At 66.5% G+C, this 21995-nt stretch carries 21 protein-coding genes; 10 read left to right on the forward strand and 11 right to left on the reverse strand.

Annotated features, from left to right (window positions below; all coding sequences use genetic code 11):
- Window positions 1–2 precede the first annotated feature (2 nt).
- Complete coding sequence (locus tag BW971_RS18615; RefSeq protein WP_076482566.1) at window positions 3–803, reverse strand: ABC transporter permease; 801 nt, start codon at window positions 801–803, stop codon at window positions 3–5.
- Window positions 800–1762 carry an ABC transporter ATP-binding protein gene (locus tag BW971_RS18620; protein ID WP_076482631.1) on the reverse strand — a complete coding sequence of 321 codons (963 nt, stop codon included), beginning with the start codon at window positions 1760–1762 and terminating at the stop codon, window positions 800–802. The genes BW971_RS18615 and BW971_RS18620 overlap by 4 nt, the downstream gene beginning before the upstream one ends.
- Window positions 1763–1870: 108 nt before the next feature.
- On the opposite strand from BW971_RS18620, the gene BW971_RS18625 reads away from it, so the two are divergent.
- Together BW971_RS18625 and BW971_RS18630 are read left to right on the forward strand one after the other, a co-directional pair.
- A complete protein-coding gene (locus BW971_RS18625) occupies window positions 1871–2572 on the forward strand; it encodes a response regulator transcription factor (protein WP_076482632.1) in 702 nt (233 codons plus the stop codon).
- A gap of 163 nt (window positions 2573–2735) precedes the next feature.
- Window positions 2736–3617: an aldo/keto reductase family oxidoreductase gene (locus BW971_RS18630; protein ID WP_076482567.1), complete on the forward strand. Its 882-nt coding sequence runs from the start codon at window positions 2736–2738 to the stop codon at window positions 3615–3617.
- Here the strand turns inward: BW971_RS18630 and BW971_RS18635 are convergent.
- Window positions 3602–4486: a LysR family transcriptional regulator gene (locus tag BW971_RS18635; RefSeq protein ID WP_200799471.1), complete on the reverse strand. Its 885-nt coding sequence runs from the start codon at window positions 4484–4486 to the stop codon at window positions 3602–3604. The two genes, BW971_RS18630 and BW971_RS18635, sit on opposite strands and share 16 nt — an antisense overlap.
- Window positions 4487–4553: 67 nt before the next feature.
- Between BW971_RS18635 and BW971_RS18640 the strand changes: the two genes are divergently transcribed.
- The 5 genes from BW971_RS18640 (at window position 4554) to BW971_RS18660 (ending at window position 9590) form a co-directional block, all read left to right on the forward strand.
- On the forward strand, window positions 4554–5780 hold the full coding sequence (locus BW971_RS18640; RefSeq protein WP_076482568.1) for an MFS transporter: 1227 nt from the start codon (window positions 4554–4556) through the stop codon (window positions 5778–5780).
- A gap of 237 nt (window positions 5781–6017) precedes the next feature.
- The gene (locus tag BW971_RS18645) at window positions 6018–6662 is read left to right on the forward strand and encodes an ABC transporter permease (protein ID WP_076482569.1); all 645 of its coding nucleotides are present in this window, start codon (window positions 6018–6020) and stop codon (window positions 6660–6662) included.
- Window positions 6659–7879, forward strand: a complete 1221-nt coding sequence (locus BW971_RS18650) for an ABC transporter ATP-binding protein (RefSeq protein WP_076482570.1) — start codon at window positions 6659–6661, stop codon at window positions 7877–7879. The genes BW971_RS18645 and BW971_RS18650 overlap by 4 nt, the downstream gene beginning before the upstream one ends.
- Window positions 7876–8613 carry an ABC transporter permease gene (locus BW971_RS18655; RefSeq protein WP_076482571.1) on the forward strand — a complete coding sequence of 246 codons (738 nt, stop codon included), beginning with the start codon at window positions 7876–7878 and terminating at the stop codon, window positions 8611–8613. Before BW971_RS18650 ends, BW971_RS18655 begins: the two co-directional genes overlap by 4 nt.
- Window positions 8610–9590, forward strand: a complete 981-nt coding sequence (locus BW971_RS18660; RefSeq protein WP_076482572.1) for a glycine betaine ABC transporter substrate-binding protein — start codon at window positions 8610–8612, stop codon at window positions 9588–9590. Before BW971_RS18655 ends, BW971_RS18660 begins: the two co-directional genes overlap by 4 nt.
- On the opposite strand, the gene BW971_RS18665 is transcribed toward BW971_RS18660, so the two are convergent.
- The 5 genes from BW971_RS18665 to BW971_RS18690 form a co-directional block, all read right to left on the reverse strand.
- Window positions 9587–10585: an NAD(P)/FAD-dependent oxidoreductase gene (locus BW971_RS18665; RefSeq protein WP_076482573.1), complete on the reverse strand. Its 999-nt coding sequence runs from the start codon at window positions 10583–10585 to the stop codon at window positions 9587–9589. The genes BW971_RS18660 and BW971_RS18665 overlap by 4 nt on opposite strands.
- A gap of 122 nt (window positions 10586–10707) precedes the next feature.
- Window positions 10708–11979 (reverse strand): HNH endonuclease, encoded by a 1272-nt coding sequence (locus tag BW971_RS18670; protein WP_143690459.1) that lies wholly within the window; start codon window positions 11977–11979, stop codon window positions 10708–10710.
- 1082 nt (window positions 11980–13061) lie between these two features.
- Complete coding sequence (locus tag BW971_RS18680) at window positions 13062–13484, reverse strand: DUF779 domain-containing protein (RefSeq protein WP_143690460.1); 423 nt, start codon at window positions 13482–13484, stop codon at window positions 13062–13064.
- Between the two features lie 9 nt (window positions 13485–13493).
- Window positions 13494–15017 carry an acetaldehyde dehydrogenase ExaC gene (gene exaC / locus BW971_RS18685; RefSeq protein WP_076482575.1) on the reverse strand — a complete coding sequence of 508 codons (1524 nt, stop codon included), beginning with the start codon at window positions 15015–15017 and terminating at the stop codon, window positions 13494–13496.
- A gap of 128 nt (window positions 15018–15145) precedes the next feature.
- Window positions 15146–16450, reverse strand: a complete 1305-nt coding sequence (locus BW971_RS18690) for a sigma-54-dependent transcriptional regulator family protein (protein ID WP_076482576.1) — start codon at window positions 16448–16450, stop codon at window positions 15146–15148.
- A gap of 150 nt (window positions 16451–16600) precedes the next feature.
- Between BW971_RS18690 and BW971_RS18695 the strand changes: the two genes are divergently transcribed.
- Window positions 16601–17065, forward strand: coding sequence for an SRPBCC family protein (locus tag BW971_RS18695; RefSeq protein ID WP_076482577.1), 465 nt, complete (start codon window positions 16601–16603; stop codon window positions 17063–17065).
- Window positions 17066–17074: 9 nt separating this feature from the next.
- Here the strand turns inward: BW971_RS18695 and BW971_RS18700 are convergent, their stop codons facing one another.
- Together BW971_RS18700 and BW971_RS18705 are read right to left on the reverse strand one after the other, a co-directional pair.
- On the reverse strand, window positions 17075–17947 hold the full coding sequence (locus tag BW971_RS18700; protein ID WP_083710362.1) for an SDR family NAD(P)-dependent oxidoreductase: 873 nt from the start codon (window positions 17945–17947) through the stop codon (window positions 17075–17077).
- The gene (locus tag BW971_RS18705) at window positions 17944–18726 is read right to left on the reverse strand and encodes an acyl-[acyl-carrier-protein] thioesterase (protein ID WP_076482578.1); all 783 of its coding nucleotides are present in this window, start codon (window positions 18724–18726) and stop codon (window positions 17944–17946) included. The genes BW971_RS18700 and BW971_RS18705 overlap by 4 nt, the downstream gene beginning before the upstream one ends.
- A 165-nt stretch (window positions 18727–18891) precedes the next feature.
- Here BW971_RS18705 and BW971_RS18710 point away from each other — a divergent pair, with 165 nt between their 5' ends.
- Window positions 18892–19503 carry a TetR/AcrR family transcriptional regulator gene (locus BW971_RS18710; RefSeq protein WP_076482579.1) on the forward strand — a complete coding sequence of 204 codons (612 nt, stop codon included), beginning with the start codon at window positions 18892–18894 and terminating at the stop codon, window positions 19501–19503.
- Window positions 19500–21107, forward strand: a complete 1608-nt coding sequence (locus BW971_RS18715; RefSeq protein ID WP_076482580.1) for a carboxylesterase/lipase family protein — start codon at window positions 19500–19502, stop codon at window positions 21105–21107. Before BW971_RS18710 ends, BW971_RS18715 begins: the two co-directional genes overlap by 4 nt.
- Here the strand turns inward: BW971_RS18715 and BW971_RS18720 are convergent.
- Window positions 21094–21873 carry an SDR family oxidoreductase gene (locus BW971_RS18720; RefSeq protein ID WP_159441886.1) on the reverse strand — a complete coding sequence of 260 codons (780 nt, stop codon included), beginning with the start codon at window positions 21871–21873 and terminating at the stop codon, window positions 21094–21096. The two genes, BW971_RS18715 and BW971_RS18720, sit on opposite strands and share 14 nt — an antisense overlap.
- Window positions 21874–21995: the final 122 nt, after the last annotated feature.

Consider the following 21995-nt stretch of genomic DNA (forward strand, 5'->3'; position numbering starts at 1 on the left):
GCTCACTGGCGTTCGCCGCTGCGTCGGTAGAAGAACACGGCCAGCGCACCGAAGATGCCCGCCCAGACCACCACGTTGAGCAGGGCCACCCAGACCGAGCTGTGCTGGCCGTAGGCCGAGTAACCCTCGGTGAGCGGATAGTTGGCCAACGCGTTCACTCCGAACATGGGCGTGAACTGCGAGAATGTGTACATGGCACCCCGCAGCGGCACGAACACGTTGCCCGCGAAGGCGAGCAGGGTGAGCACGCCACCGGCGAGCTGCATTGCCGCCTCCGTGCGCAACGCGCTACCGATCGCCATCCCGAAGGCCGCGAAGATGGACGCACTCAGCCAACCCAGCAACACCGACCCGGCCCAGAGTCCGATGGGAGCGCTCGCTCCCGTGACCGCACCCGCCACCGAGAGCAACAGCAGTGGGAGCAATGCCATCGTCAGGGCGACACCGGTCTTGGTCAGCACGTATGACACCGGGGTGAGCGGGGTCAGTCGCAGAGTGCGTGTCCATCCGGCCTGTTGTTCCAGGACGACCGAGGCGGCGTTGGTGGTGGTCGCGATGACAGCCCCGTACACGGCCATGTGCACCATCACGTAGGCCGCGACGTTCGCGTGTCCGATGCGATCCGAGGTGTCACCCTGCGTGGAACCGAAGACGAAGTACATCAGCGTCGGCATGATGACGGTGAAGATCAGCGCCCGCCGATTCCGCAGCACCCGTCGCAGATCGGTGACCAGGTAGGTGATGCTGAAACCGCCGAGCGCGCCGGATCGCGGTCGGCTGGCGGGGGCGAGTGCTGCGGTCATCGAAGGATCTCCTTGTCCTCGGACGGATGGGTGAGGGCGACGAACGCGTCCTCGAGGTTCTGCGCCGCGATCTCCACGTCGTGGGCGTCGGTGGCGGTGAACAGGTAGCGGGCGACGGTGTCGGAATCACCGGAGGCGAAGAACGCGCGACCGCCGCGGATGTCGATGTCGGTGATCTCCGGGACGGCCGTGCGCACGCGCTCGATCTCCTCGGCCGTGAGGACCGCCGAGACCACCCGACCCGAGGCCTGCGCGCGGATCTCGGCGGTGGTCCCGTCGGCGACCACCCGTCCCCCGGCGACCATCACGATGCGGTCGGCGAAGTCGTCGGCCTCCTCGAGGTAGTGCGTGGCGAACAGGACGGTGCGGCCCTGCCCGGCATCGGCGCGCATGGTCGACCAGAACGCGCGCCGCGATTCCACATCCATTCCCGCGGTGGGCTCGTCGAGGACGATCAGGTCGGGGTCGGGGAGCAAAGCCAGCGCGAACTTCAAGCGTTGTTGTTCGCCACCCGAGCATTTCGACACCTTGCGCCCGGCGATACCTGCGATGTCGGCACGGCCCATGACGTCCTGTATCTCGTCGGTCGCACCGAAGGTCGCGGCGATGATCCGCACGGTCTCTTCCACGGTGAAGTCGGGCAACAGGCCCCCCGACTGCATCACCGCGGCCACCCGACCCTCGCGGGCGGCCTGCTCGGGGGTCCGATCGAACACCCGGATGGTCCCCGATGCCGGGGTGGTGAGTCCCAGGATCATGTCGATGGTGGTGGTCTTGCCCGCGCCGTTGGGTCCGAGGAACGCCACCACCTCCCCCGCCCCGATGGTGAGGTCGATGCCGTCGACGGCGGTGACCGTCGCCCCGTGGGGCCCGCGAAAAGTCTTGCGCAGATCGCGCACGTCGATCGCCGTGGCGGTCGCGGAGTGCGCCGCCCCGGTCTTGTCCGCTGTGATGTTCATGTGCATGACACTGCCGCGAACGGGGCCGCGATACCGCACCCAGTTGTCATCGGTTGGTGATGACATCTGTCATGGTGAGTGACAGCAGGAGAAGGTGAGGAGGTGCGGGTGTCCGAGAACGCGCCACGCGCGACCACCGTGGTGGTAGCGGACGATCAGGGCATCATCCGGGAGTCGGTGGCGGCCATGCTCGATCTGCAGAGCGACATCTCGGTGGTCGCCACGGCGTCGAACGGGATCGAATTGGTGGCCGCGGTCGCCGAACATCGACCCGACGTGGTGCTCACCGACCTGCGGATGCCCGAGATGGACGGGGCCGAGGCCACACGTCGCCTGCTGACCGACGATCCAGACCTGCCGGTCGTGGTGCTGACCACCTTCGACGACGACACCTCCGTGTTCGCCGCGCTGGACGCCGGCGCGCGCGGATACCTGACCAAGGACGCGGGCCGCCACGAGCTGGTCGCCGCCGTGCGGGCGGCCGCGTCCGGACAGTCGGTACTCGACCCCACCGTGCAGGCGCGGCTGGTGAACTCGGCGTTGCGTCGACCGGCGGCCGCACCCGCCGAAACCGCCCCGGCGCCCCAGTCCCCTGCACCTCTCGCCGACCGGGAACTCGACCACCTCACCAGCCGTGAACGCGAGGTGTTGGGCCTGATCGCGGACGGACTGTCCAATCGCGACATCGCCGGACGGCTGTTCGTCTCCGAGTCGACCATCAAGACTCACATCAACAATCTGTTCGCCAAGATCCACGTCCGCGACCGCGGGCAGGCGGTCGCGGTCGCCTTTCGCGCCGGCCTACGCTGACCGGTCCTCCCGCAGGCGATCGGGTGGATACCCGGACCGGCGATCCCTGGATGAATCGACAGTGCCATCCGTACTCGCGTGCGGGCAGTCTGGACCGTGTTCGATCCCAGTGAGTTCGAACCGAACTGAATACGACGGACACAACGATCAGGAGTGTGGATCCATGACCACGACGACCCTTCCCGGCGGCACCTTCTCCCTCGGCGGCGATCTCACCGTGACCCGCGTCGGTTACGGGGCCATGCAACTCGCGGGTCCCGGCGTCTTCGGCCCGCCCGCCGACCGTGACGCCGCCGTCGCCGTCCTGCGCGAGGCCGTCGACCTCGGGATCACCCACATCGACACCAGCGACTTCTACGGCCCCTTCGTCACCAACGAGATCATTCGCGAGGCACTGTCCCCGTACCCCGAGTCGCTGCACATCGTCACCAAGGTCGGTGCCCGCCGCGACGACGAGGGCAACTGGCCGCAGGCCCTCGAGGCCGACGATCTCCGGCGCGCGGTCGAAGAGAACCTGGAACACCTGGGTCTGGAGGCGATGGACGCGGTGAACCTGCGGGTCGGCGACTTCGACAAGCCGCGTGCGGGTTCCATCGCCGAACCGTTCGGCGTGCTGGCCGCCCTGCGCGAGGAGGGATTGATCCGGCACCTCGGGGTCAGCAACGTCACCGCCGAGCAGGTCGCCGAGGCCCAGGGCATCGCACCGGTGGCCTGCGTACAGAACTTCTACAACATCGCGCACCGGGTCGATGACGATCTCATCGACTCGCTGGCCGAGCAGGGCATCGCATTCGTGCCGTTCTTCCCGCTGGGCGGATTCTCGCCGCTGCAGGCCGATGAGCTGAACACCGTGGCCGCACAGCTCGACGCGACGCCCATGGCGGTGGCGTTGTCGTGGTTGCTGCAGCGCTCGCCCAACATCCTGCTGATCCCCGGCACCTCGTCGGTGGCGCACCTGCGGGAGAACGTGGCCGGCGCGGGTCTGGAGTTGTCCGCCGACGCGCTGGCCGAGCTGAACGCGATCGGCGGTCAGTCGACGGACTGATCTCGCAGCAGATCCCGGAACGCGGTGGCCGCGGCGCTCAACGGTGCGCCGCGGCGCCAGACCACCCCGACGTCGCGGGTGGATGCCGCACCGCTCAACGGGATCAGCCGCAGGCCCGGGGGTGGCACCACATCCTGTTCGACCGGCAGCACGGCCACCCCCAACCCCGTGGCCGCGAACCCGGCGACGGTCTGGAGATCGGTGGACTCGAAGGTGATCCGCGGCGTGAATCCGGCCTCGGCACAGAGCTCGTCGACGATGTGGCGCATCCCGAACCCCGGTCGCATCACGATGAACGGCTCCGCGGACACCTCGATCAGCGGGGCCGACGGCCAGTCGGCCAACCGGTGATCGGCGGTGACCGCGAGGGCCAACGGTTGACTGCTCACCCTCGACCACCCCAACCCCGCGGCGGCGGGTCGCGGTGACACCAGGCCGAGATCGGCGGAGCCGTCCACGACCTGCCCGACCACCACGTCGGCGGCGTCCTGAGAGAGCTCGAACGCCACGTCGGGATGATCGCCGAGAAAGCGATCGACCAGCCGCGGCACCAGATGTACCCCGAAGGAGTGCAGGAACGCCAGACGTACCGTCCCAGCCGTCGGGGTGAGCGCGTCGGCAACCTCCCGACGACCGGCGTCGACCTCCGCCTTGGCCCGGCGCAGCCGCTGCAAGTAGATCCGACCGACGCCGTTCAGGGTCAGTCTCCGGCCGTGTCGGTCGAACAGCGGGGTCGCGAGAGTCCGTTCCAGCTCGCGCAACCGTCGCGACAACGTCGGCTGCGACATGTGCAGGGCGGTGGCCGCCGCGGTGACGTTCTCCAGCTCGGCGAGGGTCACGAACCAGAAGGCTTCCGACGTGTCATTCATCAGTGAATGATATTGGTCAAAAAGATTCATTTCCGTCGGTAATCGATCTGCGTGATGCTGGTTTGCGATGACCACCACCGACCGCACCGCACCCGTTCGGTACCGACTCGGCACCCCGGCCTACCGCCGTGCGACGTTCGCCTTGTTCGCCGCGGGGATGACGACGTTCATGGCCCTGTACTACGTGCAGGCGTTGCTCCCGGTGTTCTCGGAGGCGTTCGGGGTGTCTCCCACGACCTCCGCACTCGCCGTGTCACTGACCACTGGTTTCCTGGCCCTGTCGATCATCCCCGCGAGCGTGTTGTCGGAGCGGTACGGGCGGGTGCGGGTGATGGTGATCTCGGCGATCTCGGCATCGATCATCGGCCTGTTGCTGCCCTGGTCGCCGTCGATCGAGGTGCTGCTTGCCGGTCGGGCTCTGCAGGGGGTGCTGTGCGCCGGAGTTCCCGCGGTCGCCATGGCGTATCTCGCCGAGGAGGTCGACGGCGCTTCGCTCGGAACGGCGATGGGTCGCTACGTCGCGGGCACCACCGTCGGCGGACTGACCGGGCGTCTGGTGCCCAGCCTGGCGGTCGACATCACCAGTTGGCGCTGGGCGCTGGAGATCGCGTGTCTGGTGTCGCTGGCCTTCGCCGTCGCCTTCTGGCGACTGGTGCCATCGTCCCACTTCTTCGCACCGAAACCCGTCTCGGTGCGCAGCACCCTCCAGCGGCTCCGCGGGCACCTGCGCGATGTCCCGCTGCTGTGCCTGTTCGGACTGGCTTTCGTGCTCATGGGCGGGTTCGTCACCGTGTACAACTACCTCGGCTACCGATTGCTGGCCGGCCCGTTCCACCTGTCTCAGTCGGTGATCGGTGCGGTGTTCCTGTTGTACCTCGCCGGCACCGTCAGCTCCGGGCTCGCCGGTTCCCTGTCCGACCGGATCGGTAGGCGCCGGGTTCTCACCGCCTCCATCGCCACGATGGTGCTGGGACTGCTGATCACGTTGCCCGACAACATCGCCTCAACGCTGTTCGGCGTGCTGTTGTTCACCGCGGGCTTCTTCGGGGCGCATTCAGTGGCCAGCGGCTGGGTCAGCGCGCGGGCGACCACCGACCGGGCCGAGGCGTCGTCGTTGTACCTCTTCGCCTACTACCTCGGGAGTTCGGTGGTCGGCGCCGTCGGCGGAATCGCCTATTCCGTGGCCGCGTGGGTGGGAGTCGTCGTCTACGTCGGCGCGCTGTCCGCGGTCGCCGTTGCACTCCTCGCGACTCTCGTCCTGCGCACCCGTCGACTTTCGCCCACAGTGATTTAATACCCTCGGCGGTACCGGCCGCGGGCCGGAAATCGCCAGCCCGCAACGGTCGTGACCAGCGGCTGACCCGCGCGGCCGATGTTCGACGACGCCTGCGGAAATCGGTACGCCGCGTTTGCCCGTCGTTTACTGTTTGACCTCAGCCTGCGGCGCTCACCTCCACACACGGGGTTTCGCCCATTCACCACCAGCTCGCCAGTGGAGAGCGCGTCAGCACGACGAGGGGATCAGAGCCGAGTGAACCTGTGGAGTTTTCTTCATGGACGTGGTGGTGATCTGGCGTTCCTGACGTATCAGCACGCCTCGCTGGCCTTCCAGTCCGTACTGGTCGGCACCGTGGTCGCGATCATCATCGCCGCGCTGGTGTACCGGACATCGCTGTTCTCGTCGCTCACGCTCACCACGAGCCGCGTCGCCTTGACCATCCCGTCCCTCGCGCTGCTCGCACTGTTGATCGTGCCGTTCGGCCTGGGCGTGGTGCCGTCGTTCATCATGTTGGCCTTCTTCGCCGCGTTGCCGGTGATCGGCAACGGCATCGTCGGACTGCGGTCGGTGCCGCCCACGGTGGTCGAGTCGGCGAAGGGAATCGGCCTGTCGCGGTGGCGGATCCTGCTGACCGTCGAGTTGCCGATCGCCTGGCCGGTGATCCTGACCGGTATCCGGGTCTCCACCCAGATGATCGTCGGTGTCGCGGCCATCGTCGCCTATGTTCTCGGCCCGGGTCTGGGGTCGCTCATCTTCAACGGCCTGTCCCGTCTCGGTGGCGCCAACGCACTCGAGATGGCACTCACCGGAACCATTCTCATCGTCATCGTCGCCTTGGTCTTCGATGCCCTGCTCGTACTACTCGGCCGCCTCACCATCGCCAAAGGACTGTCATGACCAGCGAGACCAGTACCCCCGTGTCGGGCGGACGCACCGTCGCCGGGGAGAGCATCCGCCTCGAGGGCCTCGTCAAGCAGTACCGCGGGCAACCCCAACCCGCGGTGAAGAAGCTCGACCTGCAGATCGACGCCGGTGACATCGTCGCGTTCGTCGGACCGTCGGGCTGCGGTAAGACCACGACGCTGAAGATGATCAACCGGCTGATCGAGCCGTCGGCGGGACGCATCTACATCGGTGACCGCGACGTCACCACCGAGAACCCCGACAAGCTGCGCCAGTCCATCGGTTACGTCATCCAGTCCGGCGGTCTGTTCCCGCACTGGTCGGTCGCCAAGAACGTCGGTGCCATCCCGCGGGTGCTGGGCACCGACAAGAAGAAGATCGCCGAGCGCACCGACTACCTGCTCGACCTGGTGGGTCTGGACCCCGAGGAATACTCCTCCCGGTTACCCAAGGACATGTCCGGTGGTCAGCAGCAGCGCGTCGGCGTCGCTCGCGCGCTGGCCGCGGACCCGCCGGTCCTGCTGATGGACGAGCCGTTCAGCGCGGTGGACCCGATCACCCGGGTCCGTTTGCAGGACAGTCTGATCGCCATCCAGCACGAGCTCGCCAAGACGATCGTCATCGTCACGCACGATTTCGAGGAAGCCACCAAGCTGGGTGACAAGGTGCTGATCCTCTCCGAGGGCGGGCACGTCGAGCAGTACGCCGCGCCGGAGGAGATCCTGGCCAACCCCGCGACCCCGTTCGTCGAGGAGTTCATCGGTTCGGGGGCCACGCTGGCTCATCTGACACTGTCGCGGGTGAAGGACGTCGAGCACAACGCGGTGGTCACCGCGCGGGTCGGCGAACCCTCGGGCGAGGTGATAGGGCGGGCCAAGGCGGCGGGTCAGACGTGGGTGGTCGTGGTCGACGACAACGGACGCCCGCGGTCGTGGCCGTCGCTGGACGAGTTGCAGACCAAACCACAGGTCAGCGACTACCTCGATCGGCGCTTGCCGACGGTCGCCCAGTCGTCGACCCTCAACGACGCGCTCGACTCCATGCTCGCCGCCAGTCAGGGCGGCACGCTGGTGACCGACGGTCGCGGTGCGGTCATCGGGGCGCTCACCGTGGCGCGGGTCATGGACGTCATCCGCGGTCAACTGGCCGACGCCCGCGACGACAGTTCCGACACCTATGAGTCGCACACGGACGGTGCCAAGTCGTCATGACTCGGTTACGGCGTCTCCCGCTCGATGTGTGGTTCGAGCCGCTCATCATCATCGTGCTGGCCGTTGGCTGGGCCATCTGGTACCTCAATACCACGTTCACCTCCACCGAACAGGCCTCGATGACCTGGTCGAGCCTGCAGACAACGATCATCAAACACATCGAGTTGACGTTGTCCGCCACGGTCATCGTGGTGCTCATCGCGATCCCGCTGGGCATCGTGCTGACCCGTGAGTCCACCCGCTGGTTGAACCCGATCGCGGTGAACATCGCGAACATCGGTCAGGCCGCACCCGCTGTGGGGTTGTTGGTGCTGTTCACCTTCTGGCTCGGTACCGGCTTCACCACCGCGGTGGTCGGCCTGGTGGTCTATGCGGTGCTCCCGATCCTGCAGAACACCATCGTCGGCCTCGACCAGGTGGACAAGCGCACCATCGAGGCGGCCCGCGGGATGGGGTACTCGGCGGCACGCACCCTGTTCGAGGTGGAACTGCCGCTGGCCATCCCGGTCATTCTCAACGGCGTCCGCATCGCGCTGGTGATCCTGGTGGGCACCGCGACACTGGGTACCTTCATCGGGGCCACCAGTCTGGGCACCCTGATCACCACCGGGGTCACGTTGTTCCTACCCAAACTACTGATCTCCGGAGCCATCCTGGTCGGCCTGCTGGCCATGATCATCGACTGGCTCGGACGACTGGTGGAGTACGCGGCCACCCCGAAGGGTCTGTCATGATCGCGCGCCGGAGTCGACTGCTGGTGCTCCTGGTGTTGTCGGTGGTGCTGCTGGCCACCGGTTGCGGGCTGGTGAGCTCGTCGGGAACGTTCAAGAAGACGAGCCTGACCGACGGTCAGAAGCCGCTCAGCGGAGCCAAGTTGGTGGTGACGTCCAAGAGCTTCACCGAGGGCGTGCTGCTGGGCAAGATCACCGCCACCTACCTGGCCGCCGCCGGCGCCGACGTCACCGACCTGACCGGTGCTCCCGGTTCGGCGTCGTCGCGTCAGGCCCAACTCAACGGCGACGCCGACATCCTGTGGGAGTACACCGGCACCGGTTGGGTCAACTACCACAACGAGACCGAGACGATCGCCGACCCACAGCAACTGTGGCAGCGGGTGCACGACATCGAGAAGAAGGAGAACAACCTCGAGTGGTTGGCCCCGGCCAACTTCAACGACACGTATGCCTTCGCGGCGTCCGGTCCCACCGCGGCGAAGCTGAACGTCAAATCGCTCTCGGATGTGGCCAAGCTGCCCGTCAATCAGCGCACATTCTGTGTCGACGACGAGTTCTTCAGCCGCTCCGACGGTTTCGTGCCGATGCTCAAGGCGTACGGCATCCCGTTCAACGGTCCCAACGGCGTGCCGGCGGGCAACGTCACCCGTATGGACGCCGGGGTCATCTACACCTCCACCGCCAAGAGCGCGCCCTGCAATTTCGGCATGGTGTACACCACCGACGGTCGGGTGAAGAAGCTGAAGCTGGCGGTTCTCGACGACGACAAGAAGTTCTTCCTGCCCTACAGCGGTACCGCGGTGGTGCGGGAGTCGATCGTGGCCAAGTACCCGCAGTTGCGACAGCTCATCGGTGTGATCTCGCAACGACTCACCGAGAGCCTCATGCAGGACCTCAACGGTCGGGTGGACATCGACGGTGAGGATCCGTCGGTGGTGGCCTACGACTGGCTGAAGAGCCAGAAGCTGGTCACCTAGCTCGTACACCTGGCCGGGGTTGCCGACCTGCGCTGCCGCACCGCGGCCTCCGTCTCCTCGAGCACCAGATCCATGTTGAGCATGGATGCGGCGGTGAACCCCTCGGCCGCCGCGTTGATGACTCCGCCCTGCGCGTTGCGCGCGTTGCCCGCCACCCAGACGCCCAAGACATCCGTGCGGCCCATCGGATCGGCGGCGTAGACGTCGGCGACAGCGGGTCCGAGGGGGTGGTCGGCGCGGCCGACGCCCAACGCATCCAGCACGGCGGAGCGCGCCACCATCCGCGGACCCACCACCACGATCTCGCAGTCCACGACCGTGCCGTCGTCCAGGCGGACACCGGTGATCGCGTCGCCGCCCGTCGCATCGGGGGCGACGACCAGTTCTGTGGCCGCGCCCTCGACCACCCTGATGTCGCGCGCCGCCAGCTGCTCCCGCTGTTCTGGTGTCGGAGTGGGTGCCGTGTTGACCAGATAGGTGATGTCGTCGCTCCACTGACGCAACAGCAACGCCTGGTGGCCGCTCATCGGCCCGCTCCCGAGTATCACCAGCCGCCGACCCCGAACTTCCCAGCCGTGACAGTACGGGCAGTGCATGACGTCGCGACCCCAACGCTCGCGGACGCCGGTCACGTCGGGGAGCTCGTCGGTGAGCCCTGTCGCATCGATGATGCGGCGCGCGGAGATCTGTTCACCAGAGGCAAGTCGCACGGTGAATCCGTCGTCGGTCACGGCCGCCGACACGGCTTTTCCCGTGACGAACCGCCCGCCGTAACGGGCCAGTTCTTCGCGCCCGACGTCGACCAGCTCACCCGGTGGCATGCCGTCGCGAGTGAGAAAGTTGTGCACTCCGTCGGCAGGCGCGTTCCGAGGGGACCCGGCATCGATCACCACGACCGACCGCAAAGACCGACCCAGGGTTATCGCGGCACTCAGACCGGCCGCGCCCCCACCGATGACAACGACATCCACTGTCCGTGCTGCATCTGTACTCATGTTCACAGGATGCAAGCGAGCAATCGACGCGGCAAGGACTCTTGCCGAACTGGCAAATGCCAACCCCTGGACCACGCTGTGAAGTTGTCAAAGAACGCCTGGGACGTTGTCCCGGAATGTCGTCAGGCGGCTGCACCGACTACGTGTGGGTCGAGTCGCATGGTTCGTCGGTTGTGGGCGGGTTGGGGTTGTCGCCTCGGGTCGAGGGTTGCGGGTGGGATGAGCCAGGGGTGGCGGTCGTGGCCGAGGATCACTTCCCATCCCTGGTGGTGCACGGCGGTGTGACAGGACCGGCAGAGCAGGCAGCCGTTGTCGAGGATGGTCGGGCCGCCGTCGGCGTGGTGGATGATGTGGTGGCAATCCGCCCAGGAGGCGGGTGCACCGCATTTCACGCAGCACTGATCACGCACGATGATCGCCTTGCGCACCGCCCCGGTGAACAAGCGTCTCGTAGCCGAGATGGCGGTGGGTACACCGTGCTGGTCGAGGTCGACCCGGGTGATCCCGGCATCGCAGCCGGCCAGCGTGGCCGCCCGGTCGGAGATGGACCCTAACCATCCCAGGCGTGCGGTGCTTCTGTCGGCGACTGGCACGGTGACCACGACTTCGGTCCTGGGTGCTCTCACGGCCGCGTCGTCGGCGGCGGCGCGGGCCGCGCATTCCAGGAGTTGCCCGAAGGCGTCGGCGCGACGTCTGCCCGCGGATCGGGGATCCGGGGTGCCGTCGGGTAGGGGTCGTGGTCGTGATGCGGTGTCGACCGCGCAGATCAACCGTTCCCCGGTGAGAACATCGAGATCGAAGCTGCCTTGCAGGCGTCCGTCGTCACCCTGACGCCAACCCATCTCGTTCAGGGTGGCGTCCTCGGCGGCCGGTATTCCGTCGTCATCGGGTGCGGTCGCGATCGCCGCCGCACGCGCCAGAGCCATCAGTTCCGCGGGACTGGCACCGGAGATCGCCCGACCGACCAACGTGCTCTCCACCGTGGTGATCGCCTCCGAGCCCACCGGCTGCTTGGTACGCGTGCTCACATGTGCGACCCCGCGTACGACCGCGTCGACGTGTTCACCGGAGAGGAACCCATTACTGCTGTACCGATACAGAGAAGCCAACGCATCCACAGCCCGTCCCACCCGCAGACACCGATCCGCCGCGACCGGGGCCATTCCGTTGGCCACCAACAATTCCCGCGTCGTCATCCCGGATCGCTTCGCGACACCGACCCGCTCGGCCTGCGCCGCAAGCACCGCCAACAGATGATCGGTGACCGCCCGCAACCGCACCGCACCACCGATCGCGGCGACAATGTCGGCATCCACATCGCCAGCTGCTCGACCGTCCGCAGCGAACGCATCGACCAGCTGATCACCCACCTCGGTCAACATCTCTGCGTCCATGGCGGTCACCTCTCAGACCGAAACGTTGACACTGAGACCCATCCCACCGGCACACCTTTCGCCACATAATCTCGCGGGAAGGAGTGCGGTCCGCGTTGCTCGTGGTTCATACCCATTGGACGTCACGCGAGTCGCTCCGGTTCCACGAAGTCGAAAAAAGTATCGTGGCACAGGACGGGTCGGCGACTACCCACCCGTGACCGACAGACCTCACATCACTACGATAACTGTTGTATGCCTGCCGATTTCACCACAGGAGTGCCGGATTCATTCACCACCTCACATCGCGTGACGCTACAGTCCGTGAGTGTGAGCGACTGCGAATACCTTCTGGCCGGAGGTCACGCGACCGAAGGAGGCGTTGTCCGACACGGTGACACGGTGCGCAAACCCTGGACGACGAGCACACCCCGGGTACGCGGCTACCTTGTGGCATTGGCGGCGCGCAACGTGCGGGCCCCACGAGACATCGGGCGAGACACGCAAGCACGGCAGATCCTCGAGTTCGTCCCCGGCACGTCGGCGCACGATCACGGAGTTCTGGACGATGACCGCCTCACAGCCGTCGGACACCTCATCCGCCAGATACACTCCGCCAGCGAGTCCATCCCCTTCTCGAAAGATGGCTGGACGGTGTCCATACCGCCACCAGGACCGGCAACCATGCTGTGCCACAACGATCTGGCACCGTGGATCTCATACTGAACGATGAAACCATGATGTTCATCGACTGGGACGGCGCCGGTCCTAGCACTCCGCTGTGGGATCTCGCCTACGCCTGCCAAGCATTCACCGGAATGGACTCCTCCACCGCACCCGACGTCGCCGCTCGCAGACTGAATGCCTTGCTGACCGGGTTACAACGCCGGATCGCAGCTACGTCAACAGCTACCGGAGGCGATGGTTCGGCGAACGCAAGCGATGTACCACCTACTCCACACGTCGGCGCGGAACGCTCGACAACCATGGTCGGCGATGTTCACCGACGGACACGGAGCCTACTGACACGACGCCGTCCGCTAAGTCGACCGGCACCAAGAAGTATGGCATCGAACGGTTGCCACCTGAACTCCCGACCACCCCTACAACTCCACCTCGGCACCTCGACGCGGCGGACACGCCTCGAGCCAGGCGTTCTCGTTCGCATCGAAAACCCGTGCACGGGCGAGGAATCGCACTCCCTCGGGCGCCTCGAGGCTGAAACCCGCGCCTCGCCCCTTCACCACGTCGAGGATGAGTTGCGTGTGTTTCCAGGCGTTGAACTGGTTACCCTGGATCCACACTCGCACCAACGGTAGCGGGTCGGGCAGTGAGATCTCGCCGAGCAGCACGTCGCGTTGCCCGACCTTGAACTCGCCCACCAGATAACACATCGGCGCCGAACCGTCGCAGCAGCCGCCGGACTGGTGGATCATGAGGCCGCCGTGCAGCTCCGACAACTTGGTCAGGAGCTGCACGGCGGAATCGGTCGCCACCACCCGATCAGGCGTAGCAGTCTCTGTCATGATTCCAGCCTAGAAGAATCCCTTAGGGCTCTGGGCGTAACCGACCAGCAGGTTCTTGGTCTGCTGATAGTGCTCGAGCATCACCAGGTGGTTCTCCCGGCCGATACCCGACTGCTTGTACCCGCCGAACGCGGCATGCGCGGGGTAGTCGTGATAGGTGTTCGTCCACACCCGGCCCGCCTGGATCTCGCGGCCCGCCCGGTAGGCGGTGGCACCGTCGCGCGACCAGACGCCGGCTCCGAGCCCGTAGAGCGTGTCGTTGGCGATCGACATCGCCTCGTTGTAGTCCGCGAACTTCGCCACCGACAGCACCGGCCCGAAGATCTCCTCCTGGAAGATACGCATCTTGTTGCTGCCCGCGAACACGGTCGGCTTGATGTAGTAGCCACCGGCCAGATCGCCGTCGAGTTCCAGGATCTCACCGCCGGTGAGTACCTCGGCGCCCTCTTCCTTGCCGATCGACAGGTAGGAGGTGATCTTCTCGAACTGGTCGTTGGAGGCCTGCGCTCCCATCATGGTCTCGGTGTCGAGCGGGTTACCCTGCTTGATGTGCTTCACCCGCTCCACTCCGAGTTCGATGAAGTCGTCGTAGATTCCCTCCTGGATGAGCGCGCGGCTCGGACAGGTGCACACCTCACCCTGGTTGAGCGCGAACATCGCGAAACCCTCCAGCGCGCGCTGCCGGAACCCGTCGTCGGCGATCAACACATCGTCGAAGAAGATGTTCGGGCTCTTGCCACCGAGCTCCAGGGTCACCGGGATGATGTTCTCCGACGCGTACTGCATGATCAGCCGACCAGTGGTGGTCTCACCGGTGAACGCGATCTTGCGGATCCGGTTGCTCGACGCCAGAGGCTTGCCCGCCTCCACACCGAATCCGTTGACCACGTTCAGCACACCTTCGGGCAGCAGATCACCGATCAGCGAGATCAGGTACAGGATCGACGCCGGGGTCTGCTCGGCCGGCTTCAGCACGATCGCATTGCCCGCGGCGAGCGCCGGAGCGATCTTCCAGATCGCCATCAGGATGGGGAAGTTCCACGGGATGATCTGTCCCACCACGCCCAGCGGCTCGTGGAAGTGGTAGGCGACGGTGTCCTCGTCGATCTCGGAGATCGAACCCTGCTGGGCGCGCAGTGCACCGGCGAAATAGCGCAGGTGATCGACGGCGAGCGGGATGTCGGCGGCCAGCGTCTCGCGGACAGCCTTGCCGTTGTCCCATGACTCGGCGACGGCGATCTTCTCGAGGTTCTCCTCGATGCGGTCGGCGATCCTGAGCAGGACCAGCGAACGTTCCGCCGGGGCGGTCTTTCCCCACGCGGGTGCAGCCTTGTGCGCGGCATCCAGTGCGAGGTCGATGTCTTCGGCGGTGGACCGCGCGATCTCGCAGAAGGTCCTGCCGTTGATCGGGGACGGGTTCTCGAAATACTGGCCCTTCACCGGCGGCGTCCACTGATTGCCGATCCAGTTGTCATACCGCGACTCGAAGCTCATCACCGCACCGTCGGTTCCGGGATTTGCGTAAACAGCCATCTGACGTGCTCCTTGTTCTCCGACCGCGCGACCCCACGTCGGCCACGCGACCGGGCAGTTCATCGAAGTCGAGTTCTGTGATGTGGAGCACACGCTACGAGCGTGGTCGTTGCAACAGCGTTGCAGCGTCAGATGCCGAGACGTCGGTCCAACACCCGTACCCGCCCTGCGGCCATCGCACGGTCCGGGTCACCGACCGGCAACAATCCACCGAGACGGTTCCAGGCAGCCACGTCATCGCGTCCGTGTACCGACTCGATCCAGGCGCGGAGCGCACCCACGTCCGCCGACGCCAGCACCGCGGAACGGACGTCCTCCCGCAGTTCCTCGAAAATCTCGGCGACCCCGGGCGCGACGGACACCGCCAAGAGCCCGCCGGAGCCGAGTTCACGAACGGCCGCGAGCACGTCACCATGACCGATGGACTCGCGCACCCCGTCGACGTCGCACCGAATCCTCTCGACCAGCCGATACGGCCGGGAGGTGAGCATCCCGGCGGGTAGATCACGCCGTAACCGGGAGATCTCCGCGCGCACGGTCACCGGATCCACGCCGTTCTCGGCGAGAGCGATGGCGAGTTGCTCGGTGCCCATGCCCTCGCTGAAGTGATGCAACAGCACCAGGATCTCGGCATGTCTGCGGGACAAACTCATCGATCGGACGCCCAGCCGTAATCGGGTTCCGCCGTCCAACACCGTCAATCGGGCGGCAGCAGCTTCGGCGTGGACCGCGGCGAAGGCCGCCGGGTCACCCAGATCGGTCGACGGGTGTCGCAGTTCGCGTTCCACCGCCGCGACCACCGATCGCACCGCCGACAGTGCGAACGGGGCCGCCACCGCACCCCCACCCGTGATGTCGATGACGCCCAGGACGTGGCCGGTGACGGGGTCGTGCACCGGGCACGCCGCGCAACTCCACTCCTGCACGGGTTCGGCGAAGTGTTCGGCGCCGAGGATCTGCACGCCCCGGTCGATCGCCAGAGCCACTCCCGGCGCGTTGGTGCCGACGACCTCCTCGCTCCATACCGACCCCTCGACGAAATTGATCGCCCCGGCACGGTCCCGAGCAGCCGAGTCACCCTCCACCCACAGCAACCGACCCACCTGGTCGGTCAGCGCGACCACCACCCCGGAATCGGCGATGTCGTCGAGCATCAGGGACTGCACCAAAGGACGCACCGCGGTCATCGGATGGCCCGCACGGTAGGAGTTGAAGTCGGCTGCCGACATATCGGCGGTGACGGATGCGGTGGGGTCGGCGCCGCTGCGTACCGAGCGGGCCCAGGAGTCGCGGACAACCTCCCGCACCGATCCACCGGTATGCGAACCGACCTGCCGGAACGACTCGTAGGCGGCGCGAACACGCGACTGGCTGCCCGGACGTGGCGGATCCCGGGGTGGCGCATCGGCGCCGCTGCTCCGGACTTCGCTCATCGATGAGTCTCCCGTGCCGACATCTCCCCACCGATTGTGCCCGCGATCACACCGATACGGCCACCGGGGGTGTGCGTCAGCCGGTGGGGTGCGCCCAGTATGCCGTCTTCGCAACTCGACGAATGCCGAACCGCTGGCATAGTTGGGCACATGACAGCAGAGGTCACCACCGTCCAGGCGGGTCCGCAGAAGGTCAGCAGATCCGTTCAAATCACCGCACCCGCGGCCGAGCTCTTCGCCCTCGTCGACAACCCGCACCGCCACCCCGAACTCGACGGGTCCGGCACGGTCCGCGACATCCCCATCACCGGTCCGCAGCACCTGGCCACCGGTGACACCTTCACGGTGGGGATGAAGCAGTACGGCGTGCCCTACAAGATCACGTCCACCGCCACCGACGTGCAGGAGAACCGGGTGGTCGAGTGGCAACACCCTCTGGGGCACAAGTGGCGCTGGGAGTTCACCGAGGCCACACCGGGCATCACCACGGTCGTCGAGACCTTCGATTACTCCAGCGCCAAGGCAGCCAAGGTGGTGGAGCTGTTGGGCTTCCCCAAGAAGAACGGCGAGGGCATCAGCGAGACCTTGCGCAACCTGGCACAGCGGTTCGGTTGAGCCGCGGTCTCAGATCCCGGATCGACTGATCATCCCGTCGGCCCAGTCCGAGGAGACCGCCACCACTCGCCGCAGCACCTTGGCGTACCGCGGCATCACCTCGTTGGGTCGATTGCGCACGGAGTAGGTCAACCATTCGGCCGCCTCCTCCGGCGTCAGGGTCGGCAGCCGGGAGTACTCGGCGGTGGGGGCGATCATCGGGGTCCGCACCAACGGGTAGTAGACGGTGGTCACCGAGACGCCGGTACCCCGCAGTTCCGCACCCATGCTGCGACCGAACGCCGACAACGCGGCCTTGGACGCGGCGTAGGCCGAGAACTTCGGCATCGCACCGCCGACGATCCCCCAGGTGGAGACGTTCACGATGTGTCCGTCACCCCGGCGCCGCATCTCCGGCAACAACCCGAGGGTGAGCTGCACCGGCCCGAAGTAGTTGATCGCCATCGTCCGCTTGTAGTCGTGCAGCCGGTCGGTGGCGTCGATCACCGACCGCCGGATCGACCGACCCGCGTTGTTGATCAACACGTCGGGACACCCGCCGGCGAGCAGTTCGTCGACCAATCGTGCCGTGTCGGTCTCGTCGGTGAGATCGGCTTTCACGCATCGCACCACCACACCGAAGGCCCGGGCGCGGGCTCCCACTTCGGCCAGCCGCTCACCGTCCCGGCCGATCAGGATGAGGTCGGCACCGGCTCGCGCCAACGACTCCGCTGCGGCGGCCCCGATCCCCGACGACGCGCCGGTGAGCGCGATGAGGCGTCCACCCAGGTCGCGACCACCACCGAAGAGCCCGGCGACCTCACCGACGGTGTAGGAACGCTGCAACGCCAGTCGGGAGGCTCGCTCCAACGCTGCGGCGACCGGCTTCGTGACACCGGTCAATGTGGCGACGATCCCGGAGCAGCGGTTGCCCCGGCCGGAATGCGGGTGATGGCCGCGTGCGCGCGGGCCTCACCGTCGGCGAGGATCCACACGAGCACCCCGTCGGGCGTCTCGGCCGTGGTGATGGTCACGTGCTCGCCATAGGTGATGGCCTTGTTGTACTCGACGATCAACCTGAACGGCCCCGCGAACAGGTCGGGGTGGTCGGGGTAGAGCTCACGAACGGCCAACAGGTAGATTGCGTTGTTCACGTGCTGCTGCCGATCGGTGTCCGAATGCCGCAACGCGAAGGGCCGCTCGGTCCCGGGCTCCGGCGATGCGGTCAGCCACGGCTTCCATCGCAAGCGATGCTCGTCGGTGGTGGTCGACAGTCGATCGAAGAACTCGTCCTCCATCCGGGACGGGCCCTTGGTCTCCATGTTCATGTTGATCCAGAAGGCCTCGGTCTCCACCAGGCCACCCTTGCCGCCCTCGATACGCACCCGCATGTTGCACCATCGCGGAGACAGGCCGGCACACCACCGGGTGAGGGTCACGTCGTCGGGCCATCGGATGGGCCGGAGCACGTCGATCACCGTCCGACGCACCACCCAGAACCGATGCGCCTCGAAGGCACCCGCGTCGATGAGGTGCCGCTCGCCGATCTCCTGCAGGTACCGCGCCATCGAGTCGATGCTGAGCGTCTCGTGTTGATCGACGTCGGTGCTCGATACCCGCCACGACGAACGGAAGACGTAGCCGGTCTCCGGGAGTTCGACCATCGTCCGGTCGGATGACATGCAGGCGTTCCCCGTTCTGTCCGTGGGCCGAGCTGCCTCGGACGTCGTGAGCGCGACGCTACTACCGCTTCTTGCGCTCCACCTTTCCGCGGTCGACACATGTCGCGCGTCGTTGATTTTCTGACACGTCTGTCAGATTTCTGACATAAGTGATAAGTTCGGTCTGTGCCCACCCCACCACCGGAGTCGGACTCCGTCTCGTTCATTCAAGAGCAACGTCGGAGACAGCTCGTCGAGGCGACCATCGCGGTGATCGCCGACGGTGGTGTCGGTCGCGCGACATTCGTCGCGATCGCCCAGCGTGCGGGTGTGAGCCGGGGAGTCATCAACTATCACTTCACGGACCGCGCAGCCCTGCTCGACGCCGTCGTCGTGCACGTGTATGAGCTGGGCAGACAGGTCGTCGGACCACGGGTCGCGGCGGCGGACTCCGCGGCGGCCGAACTGAGCGCGATGATCACCGGCAGCATCGACTTCTATCGGGCATACCCACAGGAGATGTCCGCGCTGTCGTCCATCTTCTCGTCCGGGGAACCCGCACTCACCCGCGATGTTCGCGGCGAGCATCGCAGCGAGGTCGACGAGGTGTCCGCCATCTTCCGCCGCGGTCAACGCACTGGCGAGTTCCGCCCGTTCGATGTGGCCGTGCTGACCGTCGCGCTGCGCGCCACCCTCGACGCCGCCGTCTGGCAGATCGCCGGGGGCACGGATCCCGCTCTGCTCTCCACCGAGATCGACAACCTGTTCACCGCGGCAACCCGATCGGAGAGCCCATGAAACGCATCCTGGCCGCAACCGTGGCCGCGACCCTGGCCACCGCCGGAGCGGTCGCGTGCGACGACTCCTCCTCCCCACACACCGCCGATGCACCGACCACCGTCGTCACCTCCAGCGGCACCCTGCACGGCAAGACGGCGGGTGGTACCCGACAGTTCACCGGCGTCCGGTATGCGAAACCACCGGTCGGTGATCTCCGTTGGACACTGCCGCAACCACCGCCCGACACCACGGCGGACACCGACGCCACCGGTCCCGGCACGCCGTGCCAGCAGAGCGGGAAGGGCGCACTGTCCGGGGCGCTCACCGCACCCGGCGAAGACTGCCTGTTCCTCAACGTGACCACACCGCGGAGGTCGACACAGAACACCAAGCTGCCGGTGATGGTCTGGTGGCACGGCGGTGGGTACACCTCGGGTTCGGGTATCGCCTATGACCCCCAGCGCCTGGCCGACACCGGCAACGTCGCGGTGGTCACGGTGAACTATCGCCTCGGCGTCTTCGGCTACCTGGGACTCCCCGGTCTGGCCGGCTCCGGCGACTTCGGGTTCGCCGACCAGCTCGAGTCGCTGCGCTGGGTCAAGAAGAACGCCGCCGCGTTCGGTGCTGACCCGGACAACGTCACCGTATTCGGCGAATCGGCGGGCGGCATGTCGACGTGCGCCGCGCTGACGTCTCCCGCCGCGCGCGGCCTCATCGACAAGGTCGCGATCTCGTCGGGATCCTGCTATCTACGTTTTCCCACCGGCGCCTTCTATCCCGGCGTTCCCGAACAGACGCCGTACGCCTCCCTGGCCGATAACCTGACCACCGGGACCGACGCCGCCCGCACCCTCGGCTGTGCGGGCCCGAACGCCCTGCGCTGCCTCCGGGCACTGCCCGCCGACCGGTTGTTGACCGTCAACCAGGACTTCACCAATGACCTCGCGTACGGCACGGATCTGCTGCCCCACAACCCGGCCGACGCCGTGCGGGACGGACAGACGTTGCGGGTGCCCGTCATCTCCGGGGGCAACCACAACGAGCACCGGGCGTTCACCGGTGGCGTGGTGCTCGCCGATCCCAAGGCGATCACCGCCACCTCATACCCCGGCCTGCTCGCTGCCGCATTCGGTGACCGAGCCGCCGACGTCGCCCGGCGGTACCCGCTGGATCGCTACGCGAGCGCACCCCTGGCCTGGGCCACGGTGATCACCGACTCCGGTTGGTCGTGTGCGACGGCACGCGCCAATCGTGCGCTGGCCGCACACGGTCCTGTCTACGGTTACGAGTTCGCCGACGAGACCGCGCCCAACGTCGGCGGCATCGACACCCCACTGGTCCCCCAGGGCGCCACCCACGCATCCGATCTGCCGTACCTGTTCGACATCGCCGGCAAGAACCTGGTTCCCACACCCCCGCGTAGCGATCTGTCTCAGCGGATGATCGAGTACTGGACATCGTTCGCGCACACCGGGACTCCTCGAGCAACCAACGGCCCGGACTGGCCGCGGACGGACACCGACACGAGGAACGCACTCACCTTCACCGCGTCGTCGATCGCGATGGGTGATCAATCAACCGACCACCAGTGCGACTTCTGGGACACGGTCACGTCTCCGTGAACGGCGCGTCCACCGGAACCGGCCTGATCGGCGACGACGTGTCCCGGTACCTGCGGTCGGGGTCGTTGTAGAACGGGTCCGCACCCGCCGGGAGGTAGACGACCTCGCGTTGCGCGCGACCGATCGGCTGCCGGTGCACCTCCCAGTAGATGTCGGCGATGGCGTCCGACGCGAAAGGACCGGACTGCGCGACGATCCCGCAGACCGCGACGACGGCAACATGCACACCATGCGGCTTGAGCTGCTTGTGCAGTCCGAGCCCGACGCTGCGCAACGCTGCCTTGCCCGCGGCCAACGAGGCCCACTCCGGGTAGGGCTCCAGCGCAAGTCCGCCACCGGTCAACAGGATCGTCCCCGATGCCGCCGTTCGCATCGCGGGTAACACCGCGTGAATCGAGGCGAGCGCGCCACCGACGTCGGTACGCATCGCCGACAGAAGTTCCTCCACCCCGAGTTCATCGACCGCATCCGGAGTCATGTCGGCGGCGTTGTACACCAGGACCGTCACCGGTCCAAGTTCCTCGACGACCCGGGTGAAGGCATCGGTGAGCGCGGACTCGTCACCGGCGTCGACGCGCACCGAGAGCACTCGGACGTGAGCGGCGAGTTCGGCTCGCACAGATTGCAATCGACGCGGGTTTCGCGCGAACAACGCGATGTCATAGCCCTCTCGCGCGAACCTGCGTGCGACCGCGGAGCCGAGACCCATACCCGCACCGACGATCACGCAGACACCGGCCGAGGTTGTCCGTGGTTCATCGCTCATCTGGACAGTATGTCCACCCGCGCCGATCTTCGTGATTCTGAACTTGCACCCGAACTGATACATGGTCACGGAATGGTCACGGCAAGCTGAGATGCACCTGAGGTCAGCATATGGCTGGATTC

Origin of the sequence: Williamsia sterculiae (assembly GCF_900156495.1) — a bacterium.
GTDB classification, from domain to species: Bacteria; Actinomycetota; Actinomycetes; order Mycobacteriales; family Mycobacteriaceae; genus Williamsia_B; species Williamsia_B sterculiae.